Annotated in this window: 16 protein-coding genes; 7 read left to right on the top strand and 9 right to left on the bottom strand. The window is 72.9% G+C overall.

Annotated elements, in window-relative coordinates; translation table 11 throughout:
• Positions 1-222 precede the first annotated feature (222 nt).
• Together HNR25_RS17015 and HNR25_RS17010 are read left to right on the top strand one after the other, a co-directional pair.
• A complete protein-coding gene (locus tag HNR25_RS17015) occupies positions 223-2,721 on the top strand; it encodes an ATP-binding protein (protein WP_184636661.1) in 2,499 nt (832 codons plus the stop codon).
• 428 nt (positions 2,722-3,149) lie between these two features.
• Positions 3,150-4,001, top strand: a complete 852-nt coding sequence (locus tag HNR25_RS17010; RefSeq protein ID WP_184636659.1) for an AMP-binding protein — start codon at positions 3,150-3,152, stop codon at positions 3,999-4,001.
• Positions 4,002-4,039: 38 nt separating this feature from the next.
• On the opposite strand, the gene HNR25_RS17005 is transcribed toward HNR25_RS17010, so the two are convergent.
• Positions 4,040-4,612: an ATP-binding protein gene (locus HNR25_RS17005; RefSeq protein ID WP_184636657.1), complete on the bottom strand. Its 573-nt coding sequence runs from the start codon at positions 4,610-4,612 to the stop codon at positions 4,040-4,042.
• Between the two features lie 401 nt (positions 4,613-5,013).
• Here HNR25_RS17005 and HNR25_RS17000 point away from each other — a divergent pair, with 401 nt between their 5' ends.
• Complete coding sequence (locus HNR25_RS17000) at positions 5,014-5,985, top strand: ATP-binding protein (RefSeq protein WP_184636655.1); 972 nt, start codon at positions 5,014-5,016, stop codon at positions 5,983-5,985.
• A 125-nt stretch (positions 5,986-6,110) separates the two neighbouring features.
• On the opposite strand, the gene HNR25_RS16995 is transcribed toward HNR25_RS17000, so the two are convergent.
• The 5 genes from HNR25_RS16995 to dxr all read right to left on the bottom strand — a co-directional run bounded on the left by HNR25_RS16995 (position 6,111) and on the right by dxr (position 13,132).
• Positions 6,111-6,953, bottom strand: a complete 843-nt coding sequence (locus tag HNR25_RS16995) for a GNAT family N-acetyltransferase (protein ID WP_184636653.1) — start codon at positions 6,951-6,953, stop codon at positions 6,111-6,113.
• Positions 6,954-7,154: 201 nt separating this feature from the next.
• On the bottom strand, positions 7,155-8,738 hold the full coding sequence (locus tag HNR25_RS16990) for an alpha/beta hydrolase (RefSeq protein WP_312862585.1): 1,584 nt from the start codon (positions 8,736-8,738) through the stop codon (positions 7,155-7,157).
• 228 nt (positions 8,739-8,966) lie between these two features.
• On the bottom strand, positions 8,967-10,124 hold the full coding sequence (gene ispG, locus HNR25_RS16985; RefSeq protein ID WP_184636649.1) for a flavodoxin-dependent (E)-4-hydroxy-3-methylbut-2-enyl-diphosphate synthase: 1,158 nt from the start codon (positions 10,122-10,124) through the stop codon (positions 8,967-8,969).
• A 427-nt stretch (positions 10,125-10,551) separates the two neighbouring features.
• The gene (locus HNR25_RS16980; protein WP_184636647.1) at positions 10,552-11,910 is read right to left on the bottom strand and encodes a M50 family metallopeptidase; all 1,359 of its coding nucleotides are present in this window, start codon (positions 11,908-11,910) and stop codon (positions 10,552-10,554) included.
• A 22-nt stretch (positions 11,911-11,932) separates the two neighbouring features.
• Positions 11,933-13,132: a 1-deoxy-D-xylulose-5-phosphate reductoisomerase gene (dxr, locus tag HNR25_RS16975; RefSeq protein ID WP_312862737.1), complete on the bottom strand. Its 1,200-nt coding sequence runs from the start codon at positions 13,130-13,132 to the stop codon at positions 11,933-11,935.
• A gap of 202 nt (positions 13,133-13,334) precedes the next feature.
• On the opposite strand from dxr, the gene HNR25_RS16970 reads away from it, so the two are divergent.
• Positions 13,335-14,372, top strand: coding sequence for a trypsin-like serine peptidase (locus HNR25_RS16970; RefSeq protein ID WP_184636645.1), 1,038 nt, complete (start codon positions 13,335-13,337; stop codon positions 14,370-14,372).
• Positions 14,373-14,407: 35 nt separating this feature from the next.
• Here HNR25_RS16970 and HNR25_RS16965 read toward each other — a convergent pair whose 3' ends face one another.
• Complete coding sequence (locus tag HNR25_RS16965) at positions 14,408-15,841, bottom strand: sodium/glutamate symporter (protein ID WP_184636643.1); 1,434 nt, start codon at positions 15,839-15,841, stop codon at positions 14,408-14,410.
• Between the two features lie 310 nt (positions 15,842-16,151).
• On the opposite strand from HNR25_RS16965, the gene HNR25_RS16960 reads away from it, so the two are divergent.
• Positions 16,152-17,102 (top strand): 3-methyladenine DNA glycosylase, encoded by a 951-nt coding sequence (locus HNR25_RS16960; protein WP_246463706.1) that lies wholly within the window; start codon positions 16,152-16,154, stop codon positions 17,100-17,102.
• Positions 17,103-17,129: 27 nt separating this feature from the next.
• Here HNR25_RS16960 and HNR25_RS16955 read toward each other — a convergent pair whose 3' ends face one another.
• Both HNR25_RS16955 and HNR25_RS16950 read right to left on the bottom strand, forming a co-directional pair.
• Positions 17,130-18,734, bottom strand: coding sequence for a serine hydrolase domain-containing protein (locus HNR25_RS16955; protein WP_184636641.1), 1,605 nt, complete (start codon positions 18,732-18,734; stop codon positions 17,130-17,132).
• A gap of 143 nt (positions 18,735-18,877) precedes the next feature.
• Positions 18,878-20,284 carry a GH1 family beta-glucosidase gene (locus HNR25_RS16950; protein ID WP_184636639.1) on the bottom strand — a complete coding sequence of 469 codons (1,407 nt, stop codon included), beginning with the start codon at positions 20,282-20,284 and terminating at the stop codon, positions 18,878-18,880.
• Between the two features lie 747 nt (positions 20,285-21,031).
• Between HNR25_RS16950 and HNR25_RS16945 the strand changes: the two genes are divergently transcribed.
• The gene (locus tag HNR25_RS16945) at positions 21,032-21,784 is read left to right on the top strand and encodes a hypothetical protein (RefSeq protein ID WP_184636637.1); all 753 of its coding nucleotides are present in this window, start codon (positions 21,032-21,034) and stop codon (positions 21,782-21,784) included.
• Positions 21,785-21,964: 180 nt separating this feature from the next.
• Complete coding sequence (locus tag HNR25_RS16940) at positions 21,965-22,561, top strand: phospholipase (protein ID WP_312862583.1); 597 nt, start codon at positions 21,965-21,967, stop codon at positions 22,559-22,561.
• The last annotated feature ends 63 nt before the right edge of the window (positions 22,562-22,624 follow it).

The following is a 22,624-nucleotide window of genomic DNA, read 5'->3' as shown; positions in this document are numbered from 1 at the left end:
CCCGCCCGCGCGGAGGGCGGAGGCGGGGGGAGGCGCCGCGATCGCCGCCTGTGCCGACGCGATCGGCGCCGCCGATTCCACCGTTCCGCTTGCATACCGAGTGTGGGCCTAATAAGACAGAGCCCTAGGCACGAGAGCACGCACCACCCCCGGTCCCCGACCCCGCCCTTACCTCCAGGCAAGGTGAGTGCGGCCCCCGAACCGCCTACTCGCGTGAAGGCCATGGCACCTCAGACCGCGCCCGCGCGGCAGAATCTCCCCGTTGAATCCGACAGCCTCATCGGCCGCGACCGCGACCTGAGCGACCTGCTCAGGCTGCTGGAGGCCGATCGCGTGCTCACGCTGACCGGCGCCGACGGCGTCGGCAAGAGCCGGTTGGCGCTGCGGCTGGCCGCGCAGGCCACGGCGCTGTTCTCCGACGGCGTGTGGCTGGCCGCCCTGGCCGATTCCGCGACGCGCGCCGAGGTGGCCACACGGATCTGCGGCGCGCTGGGCATCACCGAGGAGGGTCGCCGCGACCCGCTGGAGACCCTGTGCGACGCGCTGCGCGGGCGCCGCCTGCTGCTCGTTCTCGACGGCGTCGACGGTGTGGCCGAGCACGTGACCGAGGTCGGCGCGCGGCTGGTGGCGTCGTGCCCCGAGGTTTCGCTGCTGACGACCGGGCGTGCGTCACTGCGCATCGCCGGCGAGACGGTCTGGCGGGTGCCGCCGCTGCCCGTCCCGCCCTCCGCCGAGGGCGCCGAGCCCGCCGCGGACGGCGCGGTGCGGCTGTTCCTGGACCGGGCGCGCGCCGCGGTCGGCGACTACGCCGAGACTCCGGAGGAGCTGGCGGCGGCCAAGCGGATCTGCCGCCGCGTGGACGGCATCCCGCTGGCCGTCGAGCTGGCCGCCGCCTGGGCCGGGCATCTCGGGGCCGAGGCGATCGACGCCGGGCTGGCCGCGGCGCTGAAGGGCGCCGGGACCGGCGATCAGCGCAACGGCCATCCGCGCTCGCGGGTGCTGGACGCCGTCGTGGGTTGGAGCTGCTCGCTGCTGAGCGATCCCGAGCGCGCACTGCTGCGCCGGCTTTCGGTCTTTCCCAACTGGTGCCTGGAGCTGGCCGAGCAGGTCTGCGCGGACGCGCCACTGGCGGAGGCCGACGTCCTCGACCTGCTTTCGGCGCTGCTGGACCGGTCGCTGATCACCCTGACGGGCGAGCACCAGAACCGTGTGCGCTACCGCCTGCCCGGGCCCGTGCGCGAGCACGCCTGCGCGCGGTTGGCGGAGTCCGGCGAGCAGGAGGCCGTGCACGCCCGGCACACCGGCCGGATGATCGCCCTCGCCGAGGATCTGGGCGGCGTGGCGCTGTCGAGCCGCGCAATGCCCTGGAGCGAGCGGTACGCCTACTGGGACCGCGCGTGGGCCGAGTACGACAACCTGCGCGCCGCCCTGCACTGGTCGGCGCGGCAGGGGCGGGTCCGCGACGGTCTGCGGATCTGCGCGGGTCTGCGCCCATTGTGGTTCACCGGATGCCGGTTCACGGAGGGCCAGGAGTGGGCCGCGGCCTTTCTGGCCATGGACGGCGGTTCGCAGCCGGCCGGCGACGACGGTCCCGGCACCGACGCGCTGCGCGGGAAGGTGATGGTGCACCAGGCCGAGCTCTCCTGGCCGCGGAATCGCTTCGACGACGCCGCTGCGCAGGCGGGCGAGGGCGCGGAGCTGTGCCGGTCGGCGGGCGACCTCGGCTCGGTGTGCCTCGCCAAGGCCCTGCTGGCCATGCTCGCCACGGTCCGCGGCGGCACCGAAACCGACCCCCAAGCCCACCGGATCGCCGACGAGGTGCTGGAGCTCGCGCGCTCCGCGGGCGACCTGTGGCACGAAGCGATCGCGCTCAACGTCCAGGGGGCGCTGGCCGCCCGCACCGGCGCCTTCGCCGAAGCCGAGGGGCGGTTCAACACCGCTCTGATGATCATGCGCGGCATGGACCACCGCTGGGGCGTGGGAACGACGCTCACCGTCCAGGGGACGGTGGCCGAGGCCCAGGGCGACGTGCAGACGGCCGACCGCTGCTACCGCGAGGCGATGGACATCCACCGCACCATCGGTGCCTTCCCGGAGCTGGCGGCCTGCCTGGCCGGCGTGGGCCGGATCGCTCCCCGGCTCGGGTCGGTGGCCCAGGCCTACGACTACCTCGGCGAGAGCCTCCAACTCAGCCACACCACGGGCCAGCGCGACGGCATCGCCGACGCGCTGGTCTCGATCGCCGGTGTCGCCGCGGGGCAGGGGATGGCCGCCGAGTCGGCACGGTGCGCGGGCGCGGCGTCGGCGCTGCTGGAGAACGCCGGCGGGACGGGGCCGGGTTCGCCCCGCTTCCCCCTGTCGGTCGACACGACCTCCCCGGGCGCGCCCGGGGAGGGCCGCGCCTGGTGGGAGGAGGGTCGCGGGCTCGCCTTGGAGGAGGCGGTGGAGCTGGCTTCCAACGTCGCCGAGTCCGGGCGGATGCCGCGTGCCCGTCCGGATCCGTCCCCGTCCTCCGCGCCGCCGCGGGCGGCGCTCACACCCCGCGAACAGCAGATCGCCGAGCTCGTCGGCGAGGGCCGCAGCAACCGCGCGATCGCCGACGGGCTGGTCATCGCTCCGGCGACGGTGGCGCGGCACGTCGCCAACATCAACCGCAAGATGGGCTTCAACTCCCGCCGGCAGATCTCCTCATGGGTGAGCCGACACTCGGTCTCCTCGTGACCGGCGGATGACCTGCATCTGCGTGCACTACATAGCGGACCACCCGAAACTACATATGCAGCTGCACGGGTTTATGCATGTGCAAACGCGCAGTAAAACGCTAGAGTCGTAGACATCGGATCGCGTCCGGGAACAACGCCCCCGGCGGACGACGCGGACGCGGCCCGAACCCCCCGGGGGGAACCTCCGGGGACGCCGTGGACGCCGCGCCGGCGGTAGGCCCCGGCCGCGCCCCCGTCGTGCCGATCGGGGGCGCGGGGCCGATGGCGCCGACCGCGGGTCGGTCCAGGGCGGACGCTGGGAACCCGCGCGGGGGTCTCGGGCGCGCAGAGGGGAGGCGCCCGAGCACCGGCCGCGCGGGGAGCGCCGGGCTCGTCACGTGGAGGGGGCGTGACGAGCCCGGCCCGCGAACGCTAGATGGGGGACCGATGAGGGCCGACGGAGCCGACGACGACCGACCGCCCTTTCTCGGCGGCGCAGCACCGGTGGGCTCGCTCACCGGCGGCCTGCTGGCCCGGCTGCGCCGCACCGAGGCCCGCCCGACCGTGACCGGCGACGGGGAGACCGCGGTGGGGGCCGCGGACTTCGCCGCCACGGTCGAGCGGGCCGCTGCGGGACTGGGGCGGCGGGGCATGTGTCCCGACGACATCATCGGCGTCCTCGCGCCGGTCGGACCCGATCGGCTGACCGCCGTATACACCGTCATGGCGATGGGCGGACTGGCCCTGCCACTGGATCTGGATTCGGATCTGGAGACCATCACCGACATCCTCACCGCCGTCGACGCCCGGATGGTCCTGGTGACCGCGCCGCTGGCGGGCATCGCCCGTGAACTGGCCGACCGCTCCCGGGTGCGCCAGGTGGTCGCTTTCGGCGACGCGCCCGAGACCACGCCCTTCAGGGAACTCCTGCAGCCCAGCCCCGACGGCAGCGGCTACGACCCCGCGCGGGGGCTCTTCGACAACGGGATCCTGAGCTGCTCCGCGGGGGCGTCGGGGATCGAGAGCACGCTGCACGGCCACCGCGAGCTGCTGAGCCGGTTCCACACCGTCAGCCGCGAGCTCGCGCTGACCCGGTGGGACAGCGTGGTGCTCGACGGCGGATGCGACGAGTCCGAGCGCGCCGTGCTCGGCGCCGCCGCGCTGTGGGCCGGCGCCTCGGTGGTCACCACGACCACCGCCGACGACCGCGGCGTCGCCGCCGTAGCCGATACCCACGGCGCCACTGTGCGGTGCTCGCCGACGCCCCGCCGGATCGCCGTCCGGCACGCGGCGGGCTGAACACGCGGCGGGCGGTTGCGGTGCCGGGCGCCGGGACGTCAGGCCCCGTCGTCGATATCGATCTCGAACCACGCCACGTGGGTGGTGTCGGTCAAGTACTCCCCGCTGCGGGTGGTGCAGCTCTCGATGATGAGCTTGCCGCGTCCGTAGTCGTCGGTGTCGGTGCGGCCGGCACCGGTGTCGCCGGAGTCGGGCGCTTGGTTCTTCTCGCCTTGGTCGGCGACGGCGACGCGCACGCGGTCGCGGCCCGAGCGGATGAACAGCGTCATCACCCCGCCGGTCTGGCCCGAACGGGAGTGCAGCAGCGCGTTGGTGGCGAGTTCGCTGGAGGCGAGCTCGGCGTCGTCCAACACGTTCTGCGGCGGCTTGGAGCGCTCCAGGAACTCCCGTACGCGGGCGCGTATCGAACGCACTGCGGTGAGGTTGCCGACACAGCTCCACACGGTGTGGTCGGTAGCGGCTCCCGCGTCCTCACTCGCTTCCAGGGCACCGGCCTCGGATTCGATCTCCTCTGCGGAGTCCTCGGGGCCGCCGCGCCCGCGGGCGCCCGGACGGAGGCCGGTGGCCGTGTCGGCAGCGGCGTGTTCGCGGAGTCGCTGCGAATCGCTCATTCCCGTCTCACTCCCCATCACCACCGGGCGACAGCCGACGGCCTCACCTTAGACAACGCCACACCTCCACCAGGACAGCACATCCGGCCGCGATGACTCCCGCATACCCCGCAGAACACGGAACCGTGTCGGACCGGGCCCAGCCCGGGGGAGGCCGGAACGACACCGGAAAGACCCTGTGACCTGCCTGTTCATGGTACGCGCAGCTGCGGCGTGGATGTGCTGGCACCTGCCTCGCCCACCCGGCGGCCGGCCCACCGGGCCGCCAGGACACGATCCGGTGAATCGAGTGACAGACACCCCCATCAGGAACGATAATCGTTTCCGTTGTCGGGCGTGCCGCCGCGGGACGGCGGCGCGCCGCGGCCCCGTGATCCGTCACCGCATACCCGGGAGGCCCCGTGAAAATCGCATTCGCCGGCAAGGGCGGCAGCGGCAAAACGACGCTGTCGGCCCTGTTCACCCGCTACCTGGCGGCTGCGGGCGCCACCGTCGTCGCCGTCGACGCCGACATCAACCAGAACCTGGGCGCGGCCCTGGGACTGGCGCCCGACGAGCAGGCCGACGTCCCTCCGCTGGGGGCGCACCTGTCCGAGATCAAAGAGATCCTGCGCGGCGGCAACCCGCGCATCGCCTCCGCCGACACCATGATCAAGACCACACCGCCCGGACGCGGCTCGCGGCTGCTGGACATGGACCCCGGCAACCCGATCCACCGCCGCTTCGGCCGGCCCGCCGCGGGCGCGACCCTGATGGCCACCGGCCCCTTCAACGAGGACGACCTGGGCGTGGCCTGCTACCACTCCAAGGTCGGCGCCGCCGAGATGTACCTCAACCACCTGGTCGACGGGCCCGGCGAGTACGCGGTGGTCGACCTGACCGCCGGCGCCGACTCCTTCGCTTCCGGCCTGTTCACCCGCTTCGACGTCACCTTTCTGGTGGCCGAACCCACCCTGCGCGGCGTAGGCGTGTACCGCCAGTACGCCGACTACGCGCGCGACCACGACGTGGAGATCCGCGTCATCGGCAACAAGGTGCAGGACGAAGGCGACGTGGAGTTCCTGCGCGAGCACGTGGGATCGGCGCTGTCGGCGTGCTTCGGCCAATCGCCGTTCGTGCGGGCCATGGAGAAGGGCCGCCACCCCGGCCTGGCGGAACTGGAAGAGGACAACGTCAAAACGCTGGCGTGGATGCGCGACAGCGCCGACACCGCCCCCAAGGACTGGGCCCGATTCACCCGCCAGAGCGCCCAGTTCCACGCGCGCAACGCACGCGCGTGGGCCGACGCGGCCATCGGAGCCGACCTGGAGTCCCAGATCGACCCGGAGTTCACGATGGGCCCGGAAGCGCTGGAGGCCCAACGCGCCCGCTAACGCACCCTCCGCGCCGCCCAGAGCCGTCGATCTTGTAGCTAACGTCACGGGAAAACGGTTTCACGCACCGTAGCTACAAGATCGACGGTGGTGGCGGCCTGCGGGCGCGTGGGCGCCGCAACGGACTAGAACAGTACCGAGCGCACGGCTCCGACCTCGCGGAAGCCCACACTGCGATAGGCGGCGCGGGCAGGGGTGTTGTAGTCGTTGACGTAGAGGGTGACGCGCGGGGCGATCTCGGCGAGGGCGTACTGCACGACCGCGGCCATCCCCGTCCTGGAGAGCCCGCGCCCGCGCAGTTCGGGATGCACCCACACGCCCTGCACCTGGCAGGCGTACTCGGTGACGGCCCCGATCTCGGCTTTGAACACGATCCGGCCGTCTTCGATGCGGGCGAACGCGCGGCCGGTGCGCACCAGTTCCTCGATGCGGGCGCGGTAGAGCGACCCGCCGTCGCCGGTGTCGGGCGGGACGCCGACCTCCTCGGTGAACATGGCTACGCAGGCCGGCAGCAGGATGCCGATCTCGCTCGGACGCACCCGGCGCACCAGCGGATCGGCGCCGACTGCGGGCATCCGGGATATCTCCATTACGGGCTGGTGCTCGCGGATGGCCCGTGCCGGGCCCCAGGCGGGGCTGAGGCGGTTCCACAGGTCGGTGACCGTGTCGACGGGGCCCACGATGGAGGAGCACCGTCGGCCCTGCCAACGGGCATGCTCGGAGAACTGGCGTACGGCGTCGGGCCCGGCACCGACCGGCACCAGGTTCGCCCCGGCGTAGCACAGGGCGGTGATGCGGCCGCCTTCGATGTAGCCCCACAGTTCGGCGCCGAGCCGGCCGGCGTCGATGCCGGCGCTGCGCAGCCGCGAACTGACGAAGACGTTGCCGACGGGGTCGGCGTCGAGCAGGGCCCGGACGGAGTCGCGATCTCCTTCGCCGAGTACACGCACCGATGAGGTCCGCAGCACCCGCATCACCCCGTCCGGTCGCAAGCGGTCCGCCGGCATGGGCGCGGCCGCCGGGTAGCGGCCCGAAAGGTCGGGCCCGCGCCGTGAACAGTCATGTCCTCGCTTCCCAGACTAAACGACCCCGGGCGCCGTGCCGCTCCCGGTGCGCTCCCCCGCCGCATCCGTCGCCCGCGCGCGGCGGCTGCGGAGTGCGGCGCCCGATCACCGCAGCAGGAGGGGGCGCGGCGCGGACTGGGGTTCGCGGTCCGCTCCGCCGGAAGAGTCCTCCGGGGCGGCCGGCTCGGGGGCGGGCTCGGCGGGGCAGGAGAGGTCGGGGGCGCCGGTTCCGTCCGCGGCCGGGGGCAGGATCCCCTCGCCCAGGTAGTCGGCGACCGCGCCGTCGACGCAGGGGTTGCCGCCCAGCGCGACACCGTGGGAGAGCCCGCCCCGCTCTACGACGAGCCGGGATCCGGGGAAGCGGTCGCGCATGGCGAAGGCGCCCGGCAGAGGCGTGGGTCCGTCCTCGCTCGCCTGGACGAGCAGGGCGTCGTCGACGGCGGCGCCGTCGACATCGAACCAGGTGCGGCTCGGGGCGGACCAGGAGGCGCACGGCATGTTGTACCACGTGTTGTTCCACGCGTGGAACGGGGCCCGGGCGTGGGTCTCGGCGCCGTCGGCGAGCCACGTGCGCGAGTCCTTCGGCCAGTGGGCGTCGGTGCACTGCGTGGCGAGGTAGGCGCCGTAGGAGGCGTCGTCCTCCGGGCTCTGCCCGTAGGTGTCGTACACGTCCGCGAGGGCGGCGCCGTCGCCTGCGGCGTGGTCGGCCAGGGCGCCCGCCAGGTCGGGCCAGGCGGCGGTGCTGTAGGCGGCGGGGAGGTAGGCGCTCTCCAGTTCGTGGGGGCCCACGACACCGCCGGCGGGGCGGTCGGCCAGCTGCGCGCGCGTGCCGTAGTAGGCGGCGGCGGTTTCGTCGGAGGTGGTGCCCAGGCCGTAGGCGTCGTCGTGGCGGGCGACCCAGGCGAAGAAGTTCTGGGCGGCGTCGTCGAGCGAGCGGCTCTGCCGCAGGTTGCTCTCGTACCAGGGCCGTCCGGGGTGGACGACGCTGTCCAGCACGAGGCGGCGCACCCGGTCGGGGTGGAGGGTGGCATAGACCGCGCCCAGCAGGCTGCCGTAGGAGTAGCCGAGGAAGTCGATGCGCTCCAGGCCCAGCGACGTCCGCAGGGCGTCGATGTCGGCCGCGGAGTCGGCGGTGGTCATGTGCTCCAGCAGCCCGGCGGAGGAGTCGGCGCAGGCGGCGGCGTAGTCCGCGGCGCGGTCGGTCATCCTGGCGGAGTCGGCGGGGGTCCGAGGCACCGTGTCGGGGCGCGGCGGCTCGAAGTGGGCGGGGTCGCAGGAGACGGCGGGGGTGCTCGCCCCGGTACCGCGGGGGTCGAAGCCGACGACGTCGTAGTGCTCGCGCAGTTCGTCGGGCAGCGAGGCGGCGGTGCGCGCCGCCCACAGGCGGCCGGGGCTGCCCGGCCCGCCGGGGTTGACCACCAGCGTGCCCCGGCGCTCGGCGCGTGCGGGCACGCGGGACAGTGCGAGCTCGGCCGTGGCGCCGCGGGCGCTCGGCGCGTCGTGGTCGAGGGGGACGGTCAGCCGGGCGCAGCGCATCCCGATGCCGTCGGGGACGTCCAGGTCGGTGCATTCCCCCCACTCCGGCTGCGGCTGCGGCCGCGGTCCGGTGTCGGCCGCGACCGCTCCGGGCGCCAGCACGGCGGCGGCTGCGGCCAGGGCCACTGCGGCAGCCCGTCGGGAAGCAGCCACACCCACACCCTTTCGACGTCGTGTCATCGAGTGAATTCTCTCCGTATCCGGAGTGGGCATACGGAAGCGACACGGCATGGAGCCGCGCGGAACGGCGGGCGGGGCACCGCGCGGATCCGGACAGCGGCGGGCTCCGGCGGGCGCGGTGCCCGCCGGGGCCGACAGCGGTGGGGCGGTGGGGCGGCTGCGGGCCGGCCCGGGGGCGAACGGCGCGGCCGGCGCCGCGGGTCAGCCCGCGACGGAGACCGTGGGCTCGCCGGAGGCAGCGCCGTCGGTCTCCATCTCCTCGGCGATGCGCTGCGCCTCGTCGATCAGCGTCTCGACGATCCGTTCCTCGGGGACGGTCTTGACGACCTCGCCCTTGACGAAGATCTGGCCCTTGCCGTTGCCGGAGGCCACGCCCAGATCGGCGTCGCGGGCCTCCCCCGGGCCGTTGACCACGCATCCCATGACGGCGACGCGCAGCGGGACCTCCATGCCTTCCAGGCCCGCGGTGACTTCGTCGGCCAGCTTGTAGACGTCGACCTGCGCACGGCCGCAGCTGGGGCAGGAGACGATCTCCAGGCCGCGTTCGCGCAGGCCCATCGATTCGAGGATCTGGTTGCCGACCTTGACCTCTTCGGCCGGCGGCGCCGAAAGCGATACCCGGATGGTGTCGCCGATCCCCTCCGACAGCAGGGCGCCGAAGGCCGCGGACGACTTGATGGTGCCCTGGAAGGCGGGCCCGGCCTCGGTGACGCCCAGGTGCAGCGGGTATTCGCACTCCTGGGCCAGCAGGCGGTACGCGTTGATCATCACGACCGGATCGTTGTGCTTGACCGAGATCTTGATGTCGCGGAAACCGTGCTCCTCGAACAGCGAGCACTCCCACAGCGCCGACTCGACCATGGCCTCGGGCGTGGCCTTGCCGTATTTCTCCAGCAGCCGCTTGTCCAGCGAACCGGCGTTGACGCCGATGCGGATGGGTACCCCGGCGTCGTTCGCGGCCTTGGCGATCTCGCCGACGCGGTCGTCGAACTTGCGGATGTTGCCCGGGTTCACGCGCACCGCGGCGCAGCCGGCGTCGATCGCGGCGAAGACGTACTTGGGCTGGAAGTGGATGTCGGCGATGACCGGGATCTGGGACTTCTTGGCGATGATCGGCAGCGCCTCGGCGTCGTCGGCGCTGGGAACCGCGACGCGGACGATCTGGCAGCCCGATGCGGTCAGCTCGGCGATCTGCTGGAGCGTGGAGTTGATGTCGGACGTGACGGTGGTCGTCATCGACTGCACGGAAACGGGGGCGTCCCCACCGACCGGGACATTGCCGACCATGATCTGCCGCGATCGCCGCCGCTGGGCCAACGGCCGGGGGCGGGCGGCGGGAACTCCAAGATCGACGGTCACGCGTTCTCACCTCACGGCTGCCGGGGGCTCGGCCGGCAGCGTCGTTCGAAGTCGGTTTGAAAACTGGGCAGCGGACAGCGAAGAGCCGCCGCCGGGGGCGCCGGATCGGACTCCGGACGCTCCGACACGCCGCCAAGGCTACCCGTATCGACAGGGACGTTACGCCCTGGACGGGAAAACAGAGGGTGACCGTTCGCAGCGTGATTGCGGTGATTCGCCCCGCATCGGGATCCGGAGATCACCGGCGAAGCGGGGCCATGCGGAAGCACACGCCGGATGAACGGCGATCATATCCGCCCCGCCGGCCCCATGCGCACCATCCAGCACGATAGCGGGAGCACAGCGGCATCGCCGACACGGCGGGCGTCCGCCGTCACAACGGGCAGGGGCCCGGCCGCACCGCGCACGCGGGCCGGGCCGCCCGGTGTCACTGCGTGAGGCGTACGGGGTTGACCACGTCGGCGACCAGCAGCATCAGGCTGAAGACCACGAAGCAGGCCACCACGACGTAGGCCACGGGCATCAGCTTCGCCACGTCGAAGGGTCCGGGGTCGGGCCGCCGGAACAGCCGGGCCAGACCCCGGCGCACCGACTCCCACAGCGCCCCGAAGATGTGCCCGCCGTCCAGCGGCAGGATCGGCACCATGTTCAGCGCGAACAGGAACAGGTTGACTCCGGCGAGCATGTTGGCGAGGAAAACGACGCGGTCGGTCAGCGGGATCGGCTGGGACAGCACCTCCCCGCCGATGCGCGAAGCGCCCACGATCCCCACCGGGGAGTCGACGGTGCGCTGCTCCCCCATGAACGCCGCGCGGAAGACGTCGTCGACCTTGCCGGGAAGACCGATCAGGGCGTCGAACACACCCACGGTCGTCTCCCACATCCGCCCGGCGGACTGCGCGGGCGTGAGCGGATCGCGCTCCTGGGCGAAGGTGATGCCCAGGAACCCGGCCTCCTCCGTCTCGGGCACCCGGAAACCGCGGTCGTCGGTCACCGGCTCGCCGTCGGCGCCGGTCTCGTAGACGACCTCCCCGGCGTCGTCGCGGGCCACCACCCGGTTCTCGATCAGGTCGACCGTGAGAGTGCGGGCCCGGCCGTCGCGCTCGACGGTGATGTCGGTGGCCCCGGTGCTGCGCTTGATCGCGGTGTTGGCCTCGTGCCAGTCGTCGACCGGGTTGCCGGCCACGCCCACGATGTCGTCGCCGGGCCGGATTCCGGCCTCCATGGCCGGGCTGGGCTCGGCTCCGGGGGCGCAGTCGGTGCTGGCGGCGTCGGCGGGCAGCACGCACTTGGTCACGGTGTTGACGGTGGTGGTGTTCTGCGGAACGCCGATGCCCATCATGATGGCGGCGAACAGCGCCACGGCCAGGATCACGTTCATCCCGGGCCCGGCGGCCATGACGATGATCCGCTTCCAGGGCGCACGCTGGTAGAACTGGCGGTGCTCGTCGCCGGGTTCGAGTTCGACGTTGTTGGCTTCGCGCGCGTCCTCGATCATCGCCCGCCAGCGCGACATGGGCTTGGCCGAGTCGTCGGCGGGCTTCGCGGCGGGCGGGATCATGCCCACCATCCGCACGAAGCCGCCCAGCGGCACCAGCTTGACGCCGTACTCGGTGCCGCCGCGCGTGCGCGACCACAGGGTCGTGCCGAAGCCCACCATGTACTGGGTGCAGCGGATTCCGAACATCTTGGCGGTGGCGAGGTGGCCCAGCTCGTGCCAAGCGATGGAGAAGAGCAGCCCGAGGAAGAACAGCACGATCCCCGCTGCGGTCAGTAGCGCGACCATGGACTTCTCCCCGTACCTCTCGTCATACCGCCCGCGCGATCAGCTCCCGGGCGCGGCGGCGCGCCCAGTCGTCGGCCGCGTACAGCTCGGCCGTCGACAGCCGGGACGCTGCGGCCCCCGCCCGGTGTTCTGAGACTACCTGTGCCACCGTGTCCACGATGGCGGGGAATGCCAGGGTTTCCCCGAGGAAGGCGGCCACGGCCTCCTCGTTGGCGGCGTTGTAGACCGCGGGCGCGGTCCCTCCGGCCGCCCCGACTTCGCAGGCCAGCGCCACCGCGGGAAACGCCTCGCCGTCGAGGGGGGCGAAGGTCCACGTATGGGCGGCGGTCCAGTCGACGGGCGGTGCGGCGGCTCCGACGCGCTCGGGCCAGCCGATGCCGTAGGCGATGGGGATGCGCATGCTGGGCGGGCTGGCCTGGGCCAGGGTGGATCCGTCGACGTACTCGACCATCGAGTGGATCACCGACTGCGGGTGCACCACCACCTCGATGCTGTCGAAGGGGATGTCGAAGAGCAGATGGGCCTCGATGACCTCCAGCCCCTTGTTGACCAGCGTGGCCGAGTTCACGGTGATCACCGGACCCATGTCCCACGTCGGGTGGTTCATGGCCTCGGCGGGGGTCACCCGCGCCAACTGGTCGCGGGTGCGGGCCCGGAACGGGCCGCCGCTAGCGGTGATGACCAGTCGGCGGACCTCCTTCAGCGGTGCGGCGACCTGGCCCTGGGCGAGGCTGGACAGCTCGCCCGGCGCGGCCCGCGGGAAGCACTGGGCCAGCGCGAAGTGCTCGGAGTCGACGGGCACGATCTGGCCGGGCTGGGCGGCATCGCGCACCAGCGGACCCCCGATGATCAGCGACTCCTTGTTGGCCAGCGCCAGCAGCCGCCCGGCCCGCAGCGCCGCCAGCGTGGACTCCAGGCCCAGCGCGCCGGTGATGCCGTTGAGCACCACGTCGCACTGCCAGGCCGCGAGCTCGGCCACGCCCTCGGAACCGGCCAGGACCTTGGCCGCGGACCCGTGCTCGCGCAGGCGCGCGGAGACGTCGCCGGCGGCGCGCTCGTCGGCCACGGCCACCGCCTCGACCCCCAGCACCGCGGCCTGGTGGGCCAGCACGTCGGGCCGGCCGCCGCCCGCGGCCAGCCCCACGACGCGGAAGCGGTCGGGCTCGGCGGTGGCGACGTCGATCGCCTGGGTTCCGATGGAGCCGGTGGAGCCGAGGATCACGACCTCGCGCCGGCGCTTGGCAGGGACGTCTGCAAGAAGCTGCTCCGCGATTCGCACACTGCCATTGTCGCCGATCCCGACACGTCCGGCGGCGCCCGAACCGCACGTGCGAGCGGGCCGACGGCCCGCGGACGCCGGAGCGACCCGCCAACTCTCTTAAAGTAGTCACACGATTACGCAAAGTGTGGCATGATTCTGGGCCATGCGCTCACCCGCCTCCCGCAAACTCATCGCCTCCCTGCTCGGCGCGGTCACTGCGCTGACCGGTTCGGCCGACACCCAGCCCGCGCAGGACCACGCCGACCAGGGCGGAGGCGGTGGAGCGTCGACCGCGGCCGTCGCTCCTTCCCCCGAGCCGGCGCAGGACCGGACCGCGCCCGTCGAGCGGGCCCCCGGATTCGTGCGCCAGGCCGCGGCCGTGGGCGACGACGAGCGCCGCGCGGTCCTGGACTACTGGACCCCGCGGCGCATGGCCGGGGCGACCCCGCTGATCCCCGGCCTCGACGACCTCGCGGGCGGAGTCCTGCCCGACGCCCCCGAGCCGCAGGCGTCCGGGGACGCCGGCGCCGCCCGGCCCTGGACCGGGGGCGGACGCGTCGCCGCGACCACCGGCAAGGTCTTCCTCACTCTCGACGGGCGCGACTTCACCTGCTCCGCCGCGGTCGTCTCGGCCGACAACCGCGACACGGTCCTCACCGCCGGGCACTGCCTCAAAGACGGAACCGGCCCGTGGGTGGAGAACTGGTCGTTCGTGCCCGGCTACGACGACGGCGAGAGCCCCGACGGGCGCTACACCGCACGGCAGATGTTCGTGGCCCCGGAGTGGTCGCAGCAGGCCGACGACAGCTACGACTTCGGCATGGCGGTACTCAATCCCTCGGACGGCGAGCACGTCCAGGACCGGGTCGGCGCCCAGCCCATCGCTTTCGGCGCCGAGCCCGACGACCCCACTTACGCGTTCGGGTACCCGGCCACCGGCCGGTTCGAGGGCCGCCGGCTGCGCTACTGCACGGGCGACACCGTCGGCGACGACGGCGGCACCACCGCCGAGGGCATGGCCTGTGCCATGACCGAAGGCTCCAGCGGCGGCCCGTGGCTCAACGACTTCGACCCGGAGACGGGCACCGGCACCGTGGTCTCGGTGATCAGCTTCAAATACGCCGACGACAGCCGCACCCAGTACGGCCCCCACCTGGGCGGCGCCGCCGAAACGCTCTTCGAGCGCGCCCAGTCGTTCTGACCGCGGGCCCGGACCGCGGGCCCGGGCCTCCCGGGTCAGGTACGGGGGGCCGCGGCCCCGGCCGGCCCGCGACGGCGGCCGAAGTACAGCAAGCCCAGCAGCAGCGAGGCCGCCAGCAGCACGGCCATCACCACCAGCAGCGGAACCGCGCCGAACTGCAGGATCAGCGGGATCGCGGCCGCGGTGACCAGCCCGCCTCCGAAGAACGGTTCGAGGATGAGCTGCTTGTAACCGAAAGCGGGGTAGGCGGGCGTGCGCAGCTCGGGGTCGGCCACCCGCATCAGGATCAGTCCGGTGGCGGTGACGCCCAGCGACTGGCCCAGGTCGCCGATACCGCGCTCGAACCAGTAGTCCGGCAGCATCCGCGGCGCCAGGAACACGAACACCGCGATGCAGTAGACGACGCCCACCAGCGCCAGCAGCACGAACGGCACGAAGTTGGCGGCCAGGACCTGCAGCGACAGGGTGCCCAGCGCCGAGACGACCAGCACGTCCAGCGAGAAGCCCTGGATGCGCTCGACCATCTGCCGATCGACGACCTGCAGCCGGTCGGTGCGGTCGAGGACCACCTGCATGGCGATACCGCCGATCATCGCCAGCGGGAACAGCGGCACGTACGCGAACAGCTCGACGGTGTCGGCCCACAACGCGGCCTCCAGCGCCTGAAGGCCCCACAGCAGCAGCTGCCCGATGAGCACGGCGATCGCCAGCAGTCCGAAGTGCAGCGCCAGCGGCTCGACCGAGGAGGGATGCACGGTCAGGGTCGCCGCCGCCGTCCGGTTCTCCCGCTCGACCACGCCCATCCGCTCGGTCACGGACGGTTCCGCCGAGGCGGACAGCTCGGCGGTGCGTCCGGTGCGCACACCCCAGTTGATGAGGATGACACCGGCGACGATGCCGGTGAGCAGACCGATGGTGGCCATGCCCAGCGCCAGGTCCTCGCCCTCGGGAAAGCCCGCCTGAGCGAAGGTCCCGCTGAGGCCGGCCGCGGTGCCGTGGCCGCCCTCGAAGCCGATCTCGATGAGTGCGCCGGTGAGCGGCGGCAGGCCGAACACCGGCCCCAGCACCAGCAGCGCCAGCAGCAGGCCCACGACGTACTGGCCGGAGCTGAACGCGAACCCGAGGGTGATCTGCGGCCCCGCGAGGCGCCCCGCCTCGCGCACGTTGGGGATGCGCCGGCCCAGGAACAGCCCGGCGAAGACGACGGAGATCAGCAGACCGGGCAGGGCGCTCCAGACCTCCAGTACGCCGCCGCCCCATAGCCCGCCTTCGGCGAAGCGGTCGGTGCCCAGCGCCGAGGCGACGCGCCCGAAAACGTCGGGGCCCAGCAGCAGCGCGATGCCGCCGCCGATGATCGAGCTGGGCAAAAAGAGCCGCTGGGCCAGCTTCCATCGCACGCGGACCAGCTTGGCCGCCAGCAGCACGACGCCGATGAGCAGGAGCGCGAAACCGATCGCTTCGGGTGACATCAGATGCCCGGTGTTCCTTTCCCGTGAGGAGGTGGCGCCGACCGGCCGGCCGCGCCGGGCGCGGTCCCCACCGAGGTCAGCTCCGCAATGCTACGTCCCGTGCGCGAAGGCGCGCGGACGGCGACGGGCCCGGGCGCGCCCGCCGGAATCCCGCCCGAGGCGCCGCTTCGCCCGCCCACTGCCGCGATCGGCCCGTACGTGCGGTCGCCGCGGGGGCGCGAGGGAGACGACGCTCACGCTCGCGATCCTCCGCCGCGCCGCCCCGGCCGTCCGGACGGCCGGGGCGGCGCGGCGCCCTACCCTGGGGGCGATGGAGCACAGCGGTGAAGCGACGGCGGCCCTTCCGGAGGGCGGCCCCGACGCGCGCGATGCGCTCGGCGTGCTCGACGCCGCCACCTGGCGCGAGCGCGAGCGGCGCCACCACGAGCGCGTCGACGCGCTGCTGGCCGGCCACCTCGACCGGCGCAGCCGCGGCATCGCCCACCCGGTGGAGGACTTCCTCTTCACCTACTACAGCCACCGTCCCGCGCAGCTGCGGCGCTGGCACCCCGGCCCGGGGGTGCTACTCGAAGGCGGCGCCCCCTCCGGCGCCGGCGGGTGGTACCGCGAAGCCGGCGCCGCCGACGCGCGCGGGCGCACGGTGCGCGGCGCCGCCCTGGACACGGAGGCGTTCGCCGCCAAACGCGGCAGAACGGTGGAGTTCGTGCGCGCGCTGCTGGGCGCCGTGCAGCAGCGGCCCGCCCATCTGGGCTGCTTCGGGCTGCACGAGTGGGCCATGGTCTACCGGCTGCCCGCCGACGAAATGCGCCACGCGCAGGTTCCGCTGCGGCTGGGCGCCGAAGGCACCGACCGGGTCGTCGAATCGCACCGCGTCCGCTGCTCGCACTTCGACGCGTTCCGGTTCTTCACCGACGCCGCCCGCCCCCGGAACACGCTCCAGCCCACTCGCGAGTCCCAGGTGGAGACGGACCAGCCCGGCTGCCTGCACGCCAACATGGACCTGTACAAGTGGGCCTACAAACTCTCGCCCGGGGTCCCCGGCGAACTGGTGGCCGACTGCTTCGAACTGGCCCGCGACATCCGCGAACTGGACATGCGGGCCTCACCCTACGATCTGCGCGGCCACGGCTACGAACCGGTCGAGATCGAAACCCCGCAGGGCAAGGCCGCCTATGTCGAGGCCCAGCGCGGTTTCGCCGAACGCTCCGGCGACCTGCGGGCCCGGCTGCTGGAGGTCTGCGACCGCCTCCCGGCGGCCTGAGCCGGCGGGGCCCGCGGCGGCCGGCGGCTACCCGTAGGCGGCCAGCAGCGCATCGGCCGCGGTCAGCGCCACCGCCGCGGAGACGGACGCCGACAGGCAGAAGAACGCGACGTGCAGCCACCGCCACCGACCGGCCTCGACCGCGGCGCGCGGCCAGCGCCAGGCGCCGACCGCGGCCGCCGCGACTACAGCGCCGGCGGACGCCGCCCACACGACCGGCGGTGCGGCGACCCAGTCGCCCGTCACCAGCGCCGCCGCGAGCACGGCGGCCGTTCCCGCGGTCATCGAGACCACACGCAGCCGGTCCAGGGGGCGCTGCCCCACCAGGGTGCGCCGGCGCAGCATGAGCGACAGCGCCAGCAGCGGCGGCGGGAGCACCAGCGGCAGTGTGGCTGCCAGCCCCCACACCGGCGACGTCGCCGGGGAGGCGGACAGCGGAGGCACGTCGGGCGCGCCCATCAGGCGCGGCCCGATCACGGCGGCGTCGGCGGCGAAGCTGTTGGAGAGCACGATCACGCCGCGCTCCCCCTGGAAGCCGATGAACGCTGTGGACCCGTAGGTCCCCCCGCCGTGCTGCACGACCTCGACGCCGTCCCCGAAGTCGGTGGTGATCCAGCCCAGACCGATCCGGCTCTCGGGGGCCGGCCCGCGGTGGGCCGGTTCCGCGGCCGCGGCGCCGGGTGCGGTGCCGTCCATGACCGCGCGCAGGAACCGCTCCAGGTCGCCCGCAGTGGTCCAGGTGCCGATGCCCACGGGCAGGTAGTCCTGCGACCGCCACGGTTCGGTGCGCTTGCCCGGCACCGCATGCGGCGGCGCCGCATCATCGGGGAGCCCGTCGATACCGGCTCCGCGCATGACGGTGTCGTCCATACCCAGCGGGTCGAAGATGCGTTCGCGCACCAGTCGCGGGTAGGCGGTCCCGGATTCCTCGGCCAGCGCGGCGCCCAGCACGGCGTAGCCGAAGTTCGAGTAGCTCCATTCGGGCTCGCCCTGCGCGGGCACCGCCGCCGCCAGCGACTCCTCGACCGGCGGCATGCCGCGGTAGGGATCGGTGACCGTGAAGGGGGTGGCCACGCCGGCGGCCGTGGCCTCGGCCGGGATGCGCGGCAGCCCCGAGCGGTGGGAGGCGAGTTCCTCAAGGGTGATCTCGGCCGTTGCGGGCGAGGCGAAGTCCAGGTCGCCGAACACCTCGCCGAGGGTGCGGTCCGGCGAGGTCCCGCCGGACTCGGCGAGGTCGGCGAGCGTCATCGCGGTGACGACCTTGAACACCGATCCCGTCTCGAACCGGGTCTCTTCACTCACCGCCTCCCCGGCACCGGTCGTGCCGCCTACCAGGGTGCGGGTCTCTTCGCCGTCGATCTCCAGCACCGACAGCCCCTGCACGCGGTCCTCGCGCCCGTCGACGCTCGCCGCCACCGAATCCGCCAGGACCGGGTCCCCGTCGAACTCCGCCCCGCCGGGCTCGGCCGGCGGTTTCCCGGGCATGACCAGGTAGGCGGCCACCGCCGCGGCGAGGCCGAGGGCTCCGGCACCCGCCCACACGCGGCCCGGAGCGCGCGCAGGCAGCGCCGTCTTCGGGCGTCGCCGGGCGGTTTCGGCCGGGGGCGGGGGTGCGGGGGCGCCGTGTTCCATGGCGCCAGTCTCCCGCGGCGCGGATCCGCCCTGTAGTCGCCGATGTCAGCGTCGGGCCGTGACAGCCGTCATTCCCGGCGCGGCCGGACCGCGCCGGCCCTCGCGGCGGCGGTGCCGTCGCCGCGAGGGCCGGCGCCCGCCGGTCACCCGCGTTTGGCGGTGTGCTCCCGGACGAGGCCGCGGTACCAGTGGTAGCTGTCCTTGGGGATGCGCTCCAGGGTCTCGTAGTCGACCCGGACGATCCCGAAGCGGCGGTCGTAGCCGAACGCCCACTCGAAGTTGTCCATCAGCGACCATACGAAGTAGCCGCGGACGTCCACCCCCGCCTTGATCGCTTCGGCGACCGCGTCCAGGTGGCCGCGGATGTAGTCGATGCGGTCGGTGTCGCGCACCCGTCCTTCGTCGCTGCGGTCCGTGTCGGCCTCGGCCGACCCGTTCTCGGTGATCAGCACGGGCGGCAGGTTCGGGTAGCGGCGATGGAGGTCGACCAGCAGGTCGGTGAAGGTCTCCGGCACCACCGGCCAGTCCATCTGCGTGTGGCGCACCCCGTCGAAGGGCACGTCGGACACCCGGATGTCGTCGGCGGTGCGGCGGGCGGGATCGGGCTCGTCGTGCGGGGCGTCCTTGACCTTGCCCGGCCGGTAGTAGTTGATTCCGAGGAAGTCCAGGGGCTGGCCGATGATGTCCAGGTCCCCGTCCCGGCGGTAGGAACCGTCGGCGAGCACGCCCCAGGTATCGGCCTCGTTCTCCGGGTAGCGGCCGCGCAGCAGCGGATCCAGCCAGACGCGGTTGTGCAGGGTCTCGGCGCGGTCGGCGGCCGCCCGGTCCTCGGCGGAGTCGGTGGCCGGGATCATCCGGTCCAGGTTCAGCGTGATGCCGACTTCCGCGCTGCGGCCGTGCTCGGCGGCAGAGGCGCGCAGCTGGCGGGCGGCCAGGCCGTGGGAGACCAGCAGGTGGTGTGCGGCGGCGAGTGCGGGGGTGCCCTCGCGCGTTCCGGGGGCGTGGCGGCCGACGGCGTGGCCGATGAAGGCGGCGCAGAACGGCTCGTTGTGCGTGATCCACCGGCCGACCCGGTCGCCGAGGCGGTCGGCGAGGATGCGGGCGTACTCGCCGAAGCGCTCCGCGGTGGAGCGCACGCGCCAGCCGCCCTCGTCCTCCAGCGCCTGGGGCAGGTCCCAGTGGTACAGGGTCGCCACGGGTTCGATGCCGGCGGCCAGCAGCTCGTCGACGAGGCGGTCGTAGAAGGCCAGCCCTTCGGGGTTCGCCGGGCCGCGGCCGTCGGGCTGGATCCGCGGCCAGGCGACGGAGAAGCGGTAGGCGTCCACGCCCAGGTCCCGCAGCAGCCCGACGTCCTCGCGGTACCGGTGGTAGTGGTCGCAGGCCACGTCGCCGGTCTCGCCGCGGTCGACGGCCCCGGGCGTGTGGCTGTAGGTGTCCCAGATGGAGGCGCCGCGGCCGCCCTCGTGGACGGCGCCCTCGATCTGGTACGAGGCGGTGGCGGCCCCCAGCAGGAAGTCGGGGGGCAGTTCGGGGAGTCCGTTCGAAGTCATCGTCGTTCCTCAGTCGTCGTCATCTCCGCCGCACGGTCGGCGCGGCGGCGGGTTCGGGACGTCGCGCCTTGGGAGCGCTCCCAAGCAGCGTAGGAGAGCCGGGGTACGGCTGCGGACTCCCTACCCCTGCACCGCGAGCGGCGGAGACCGCGATCGAGCGGGCTCCGCGTGATCGCGCGCGAGGGGACCGGTGATCGAACAGGAGCGCGGCGAGGCACCGGGGCCGGCGCGGGGGATCGGATGCCCGTGGCCGGCGCACTGCTTCGGCTCGCACTGCCGCCACGCTCACCCTTCTCGACTCCTGCACGGATCGAAACGCTTCAGTGTTCGGCGCGCTCTCGGGTCGCCGAAGCTACTGAACCGATTCACCTTCCCTATGGATGTTAGGAACACGTCCACACCGGGTCAATGCCTGACCATGGGATGTGCTGCGAGAATCCGGAGGTGACCGGGGATTCGCGGGCGGCGCGGGAGCCGGAGGCGCCGCGCGGGACGCCGGAGGCACCGACCGCCGCACTGGAACGCGAGGATCCGCCGCCCCGGATTCGCAGTTCCAGGCACCGTCCGGGCGCGGGGGCCGGTTTCGGCCCCGCAGCCGCAGCACACCCGGCCCCGCCCATACCCGGCTCGTTTTGCCAAGACCACCGGGCGGGGTTATCGTTTCGCACCGGCGGTCTATTCTCAGCTTCCGGGCCGGCGGCCCGGAAAAGGCAACCGGAAAACACGAAACGGGAACGGCGGCGCCCCATGGATTCGGACGACACGCAGATCCTCACCAGAACCGCGGAATTCCCGGAATTCGGGGACTCGGCTCCGGAATGGGAGTCCGAGGTGCGCAGCCGCCTCTCCGGAGCCGTCGAACGGTTCACCGGACCACTCGGCGAACTTCTGGAACGCGACGCCAACGAGGGCGACACGCGGATGCTCGTCACCGATTTCCTGACCACGGGCCTGGGTTTCGACAAGTACGGGGAACTGACCACCGAATACCGCACCAAAGGCGAATCCGTCGACTACGGGATCACCCTGGACGGCGAGCTCTTCGCCTTCATCGAAGTGAAACCGTGCACCACCGGACTCGACGCCCGGAATCTGCGCCAAGCGAAACTGCACGCCGATGCCGAAGGGATCGCGTGGGTCGTACTGACCAACGGCCGGGTGTGGCAGGTGCACCACGTCGGCGACGGCGGCGCCGGCGCCGGCCTGATCCTCGACGTCGACCTGCTCGCGGATTCCCCGCTGCACAAGCGCGTCGACGCGCTGCTGCCGCTGGCGCGCGAGGCCGTGGCCCACGGCCGCCTGGAGGAGCTGCGCGCCTGGCGGTCCGCAATGGAGCCCCACCCGCTGGCCGAGGTACTGCTCAGCGATCCCGTCGCCTCCGCGGTCCGCGCCGAGGTCCGCAGGCGCACCGGGCACGTCGGCCACCTCGGCGACCTGGACGAGGTCGTGCGGTCCCTGAGCGAGGGTGTCATCGCCCGCCGCCTCCAGCCCGGCGAATAGACCGCCGGCGGCGGGGCACTCGGCGCCGCATCCGTTCCGCTACACAATCATAACCGGCTGTTATCCGTGTCGCCCTTTCGTGCCCGGGCGGTCACTGTGGAATCTGGGTGCGCACTATCCGCGCCGACCCCCGGAAGGGGATCCCCCTTGCGTCACCCCGCTCGACGTGTCGGACGAGCCGTGATCGCGGCGACGGCCGCCGGCATTCTCGCCTTCACCGGATCCGGTATCGCGAACGCCGCCGCACTTCCCCCCGGTGAGCTCCAGCGGGTCACCGACACCTACCTTTACGACGTTTCGCTGAACAGCTTCCTCGACGTTCGCGCCCAGGCCCCCTACAACGATCAGCTCGACTGGAGCACCGATTCCTGTAGCTGGTCACCCGACCAGCCGATCGGCTACGACTTCGACCCCGGCTGCACCCGCCACGACTTCGGATACCGCAACTACAAGCTGCAGAACCGGTTCACCGAAGCGAACCGGCTGGCCATCGACGACAATTTCCGCGACGACCTGTACGGGATCTGCGCCGGGGACTGGCTGTGCCAGGGCACAGCCGACATCTACTACTCGGCCGTGCGCCAGTTCGGAGGGTCCGGCACCGACACCGCGGCGGCACTGCGCGCGGCCGGGGTCCAGGAGCAGACCGAACAGCTCGCGGCCGTCCACCGGCGGTTGGAGCGGGCCGACACCGGTACCGAGGCCGAGCGCCTCGTCTCCGGGTTCGAAGACGAGAACGGCGTCCGCATCACCGAGGAGTACCCCGTCGGGGACTGACCCGCCGCACTCCCCGCGCACCGCGCCGGCTGCACCGCCGCAGCCGGCGCGGTGCCGGGCGCC

The organism is Streptomonospora salina (assembly GCF_014204715.1).
GTDB lineage: Bacteria > Actinomycetota > Actinomycetes > Streptosporangiales > Streptosporangiaceae > Streptomonospora > Streptomonospora salina.
The sequence above is the reverse complement of the archived record's forward strand: the minus strand, read 5'-3'. Positions and strand labels throughout refer to the sequence as shown.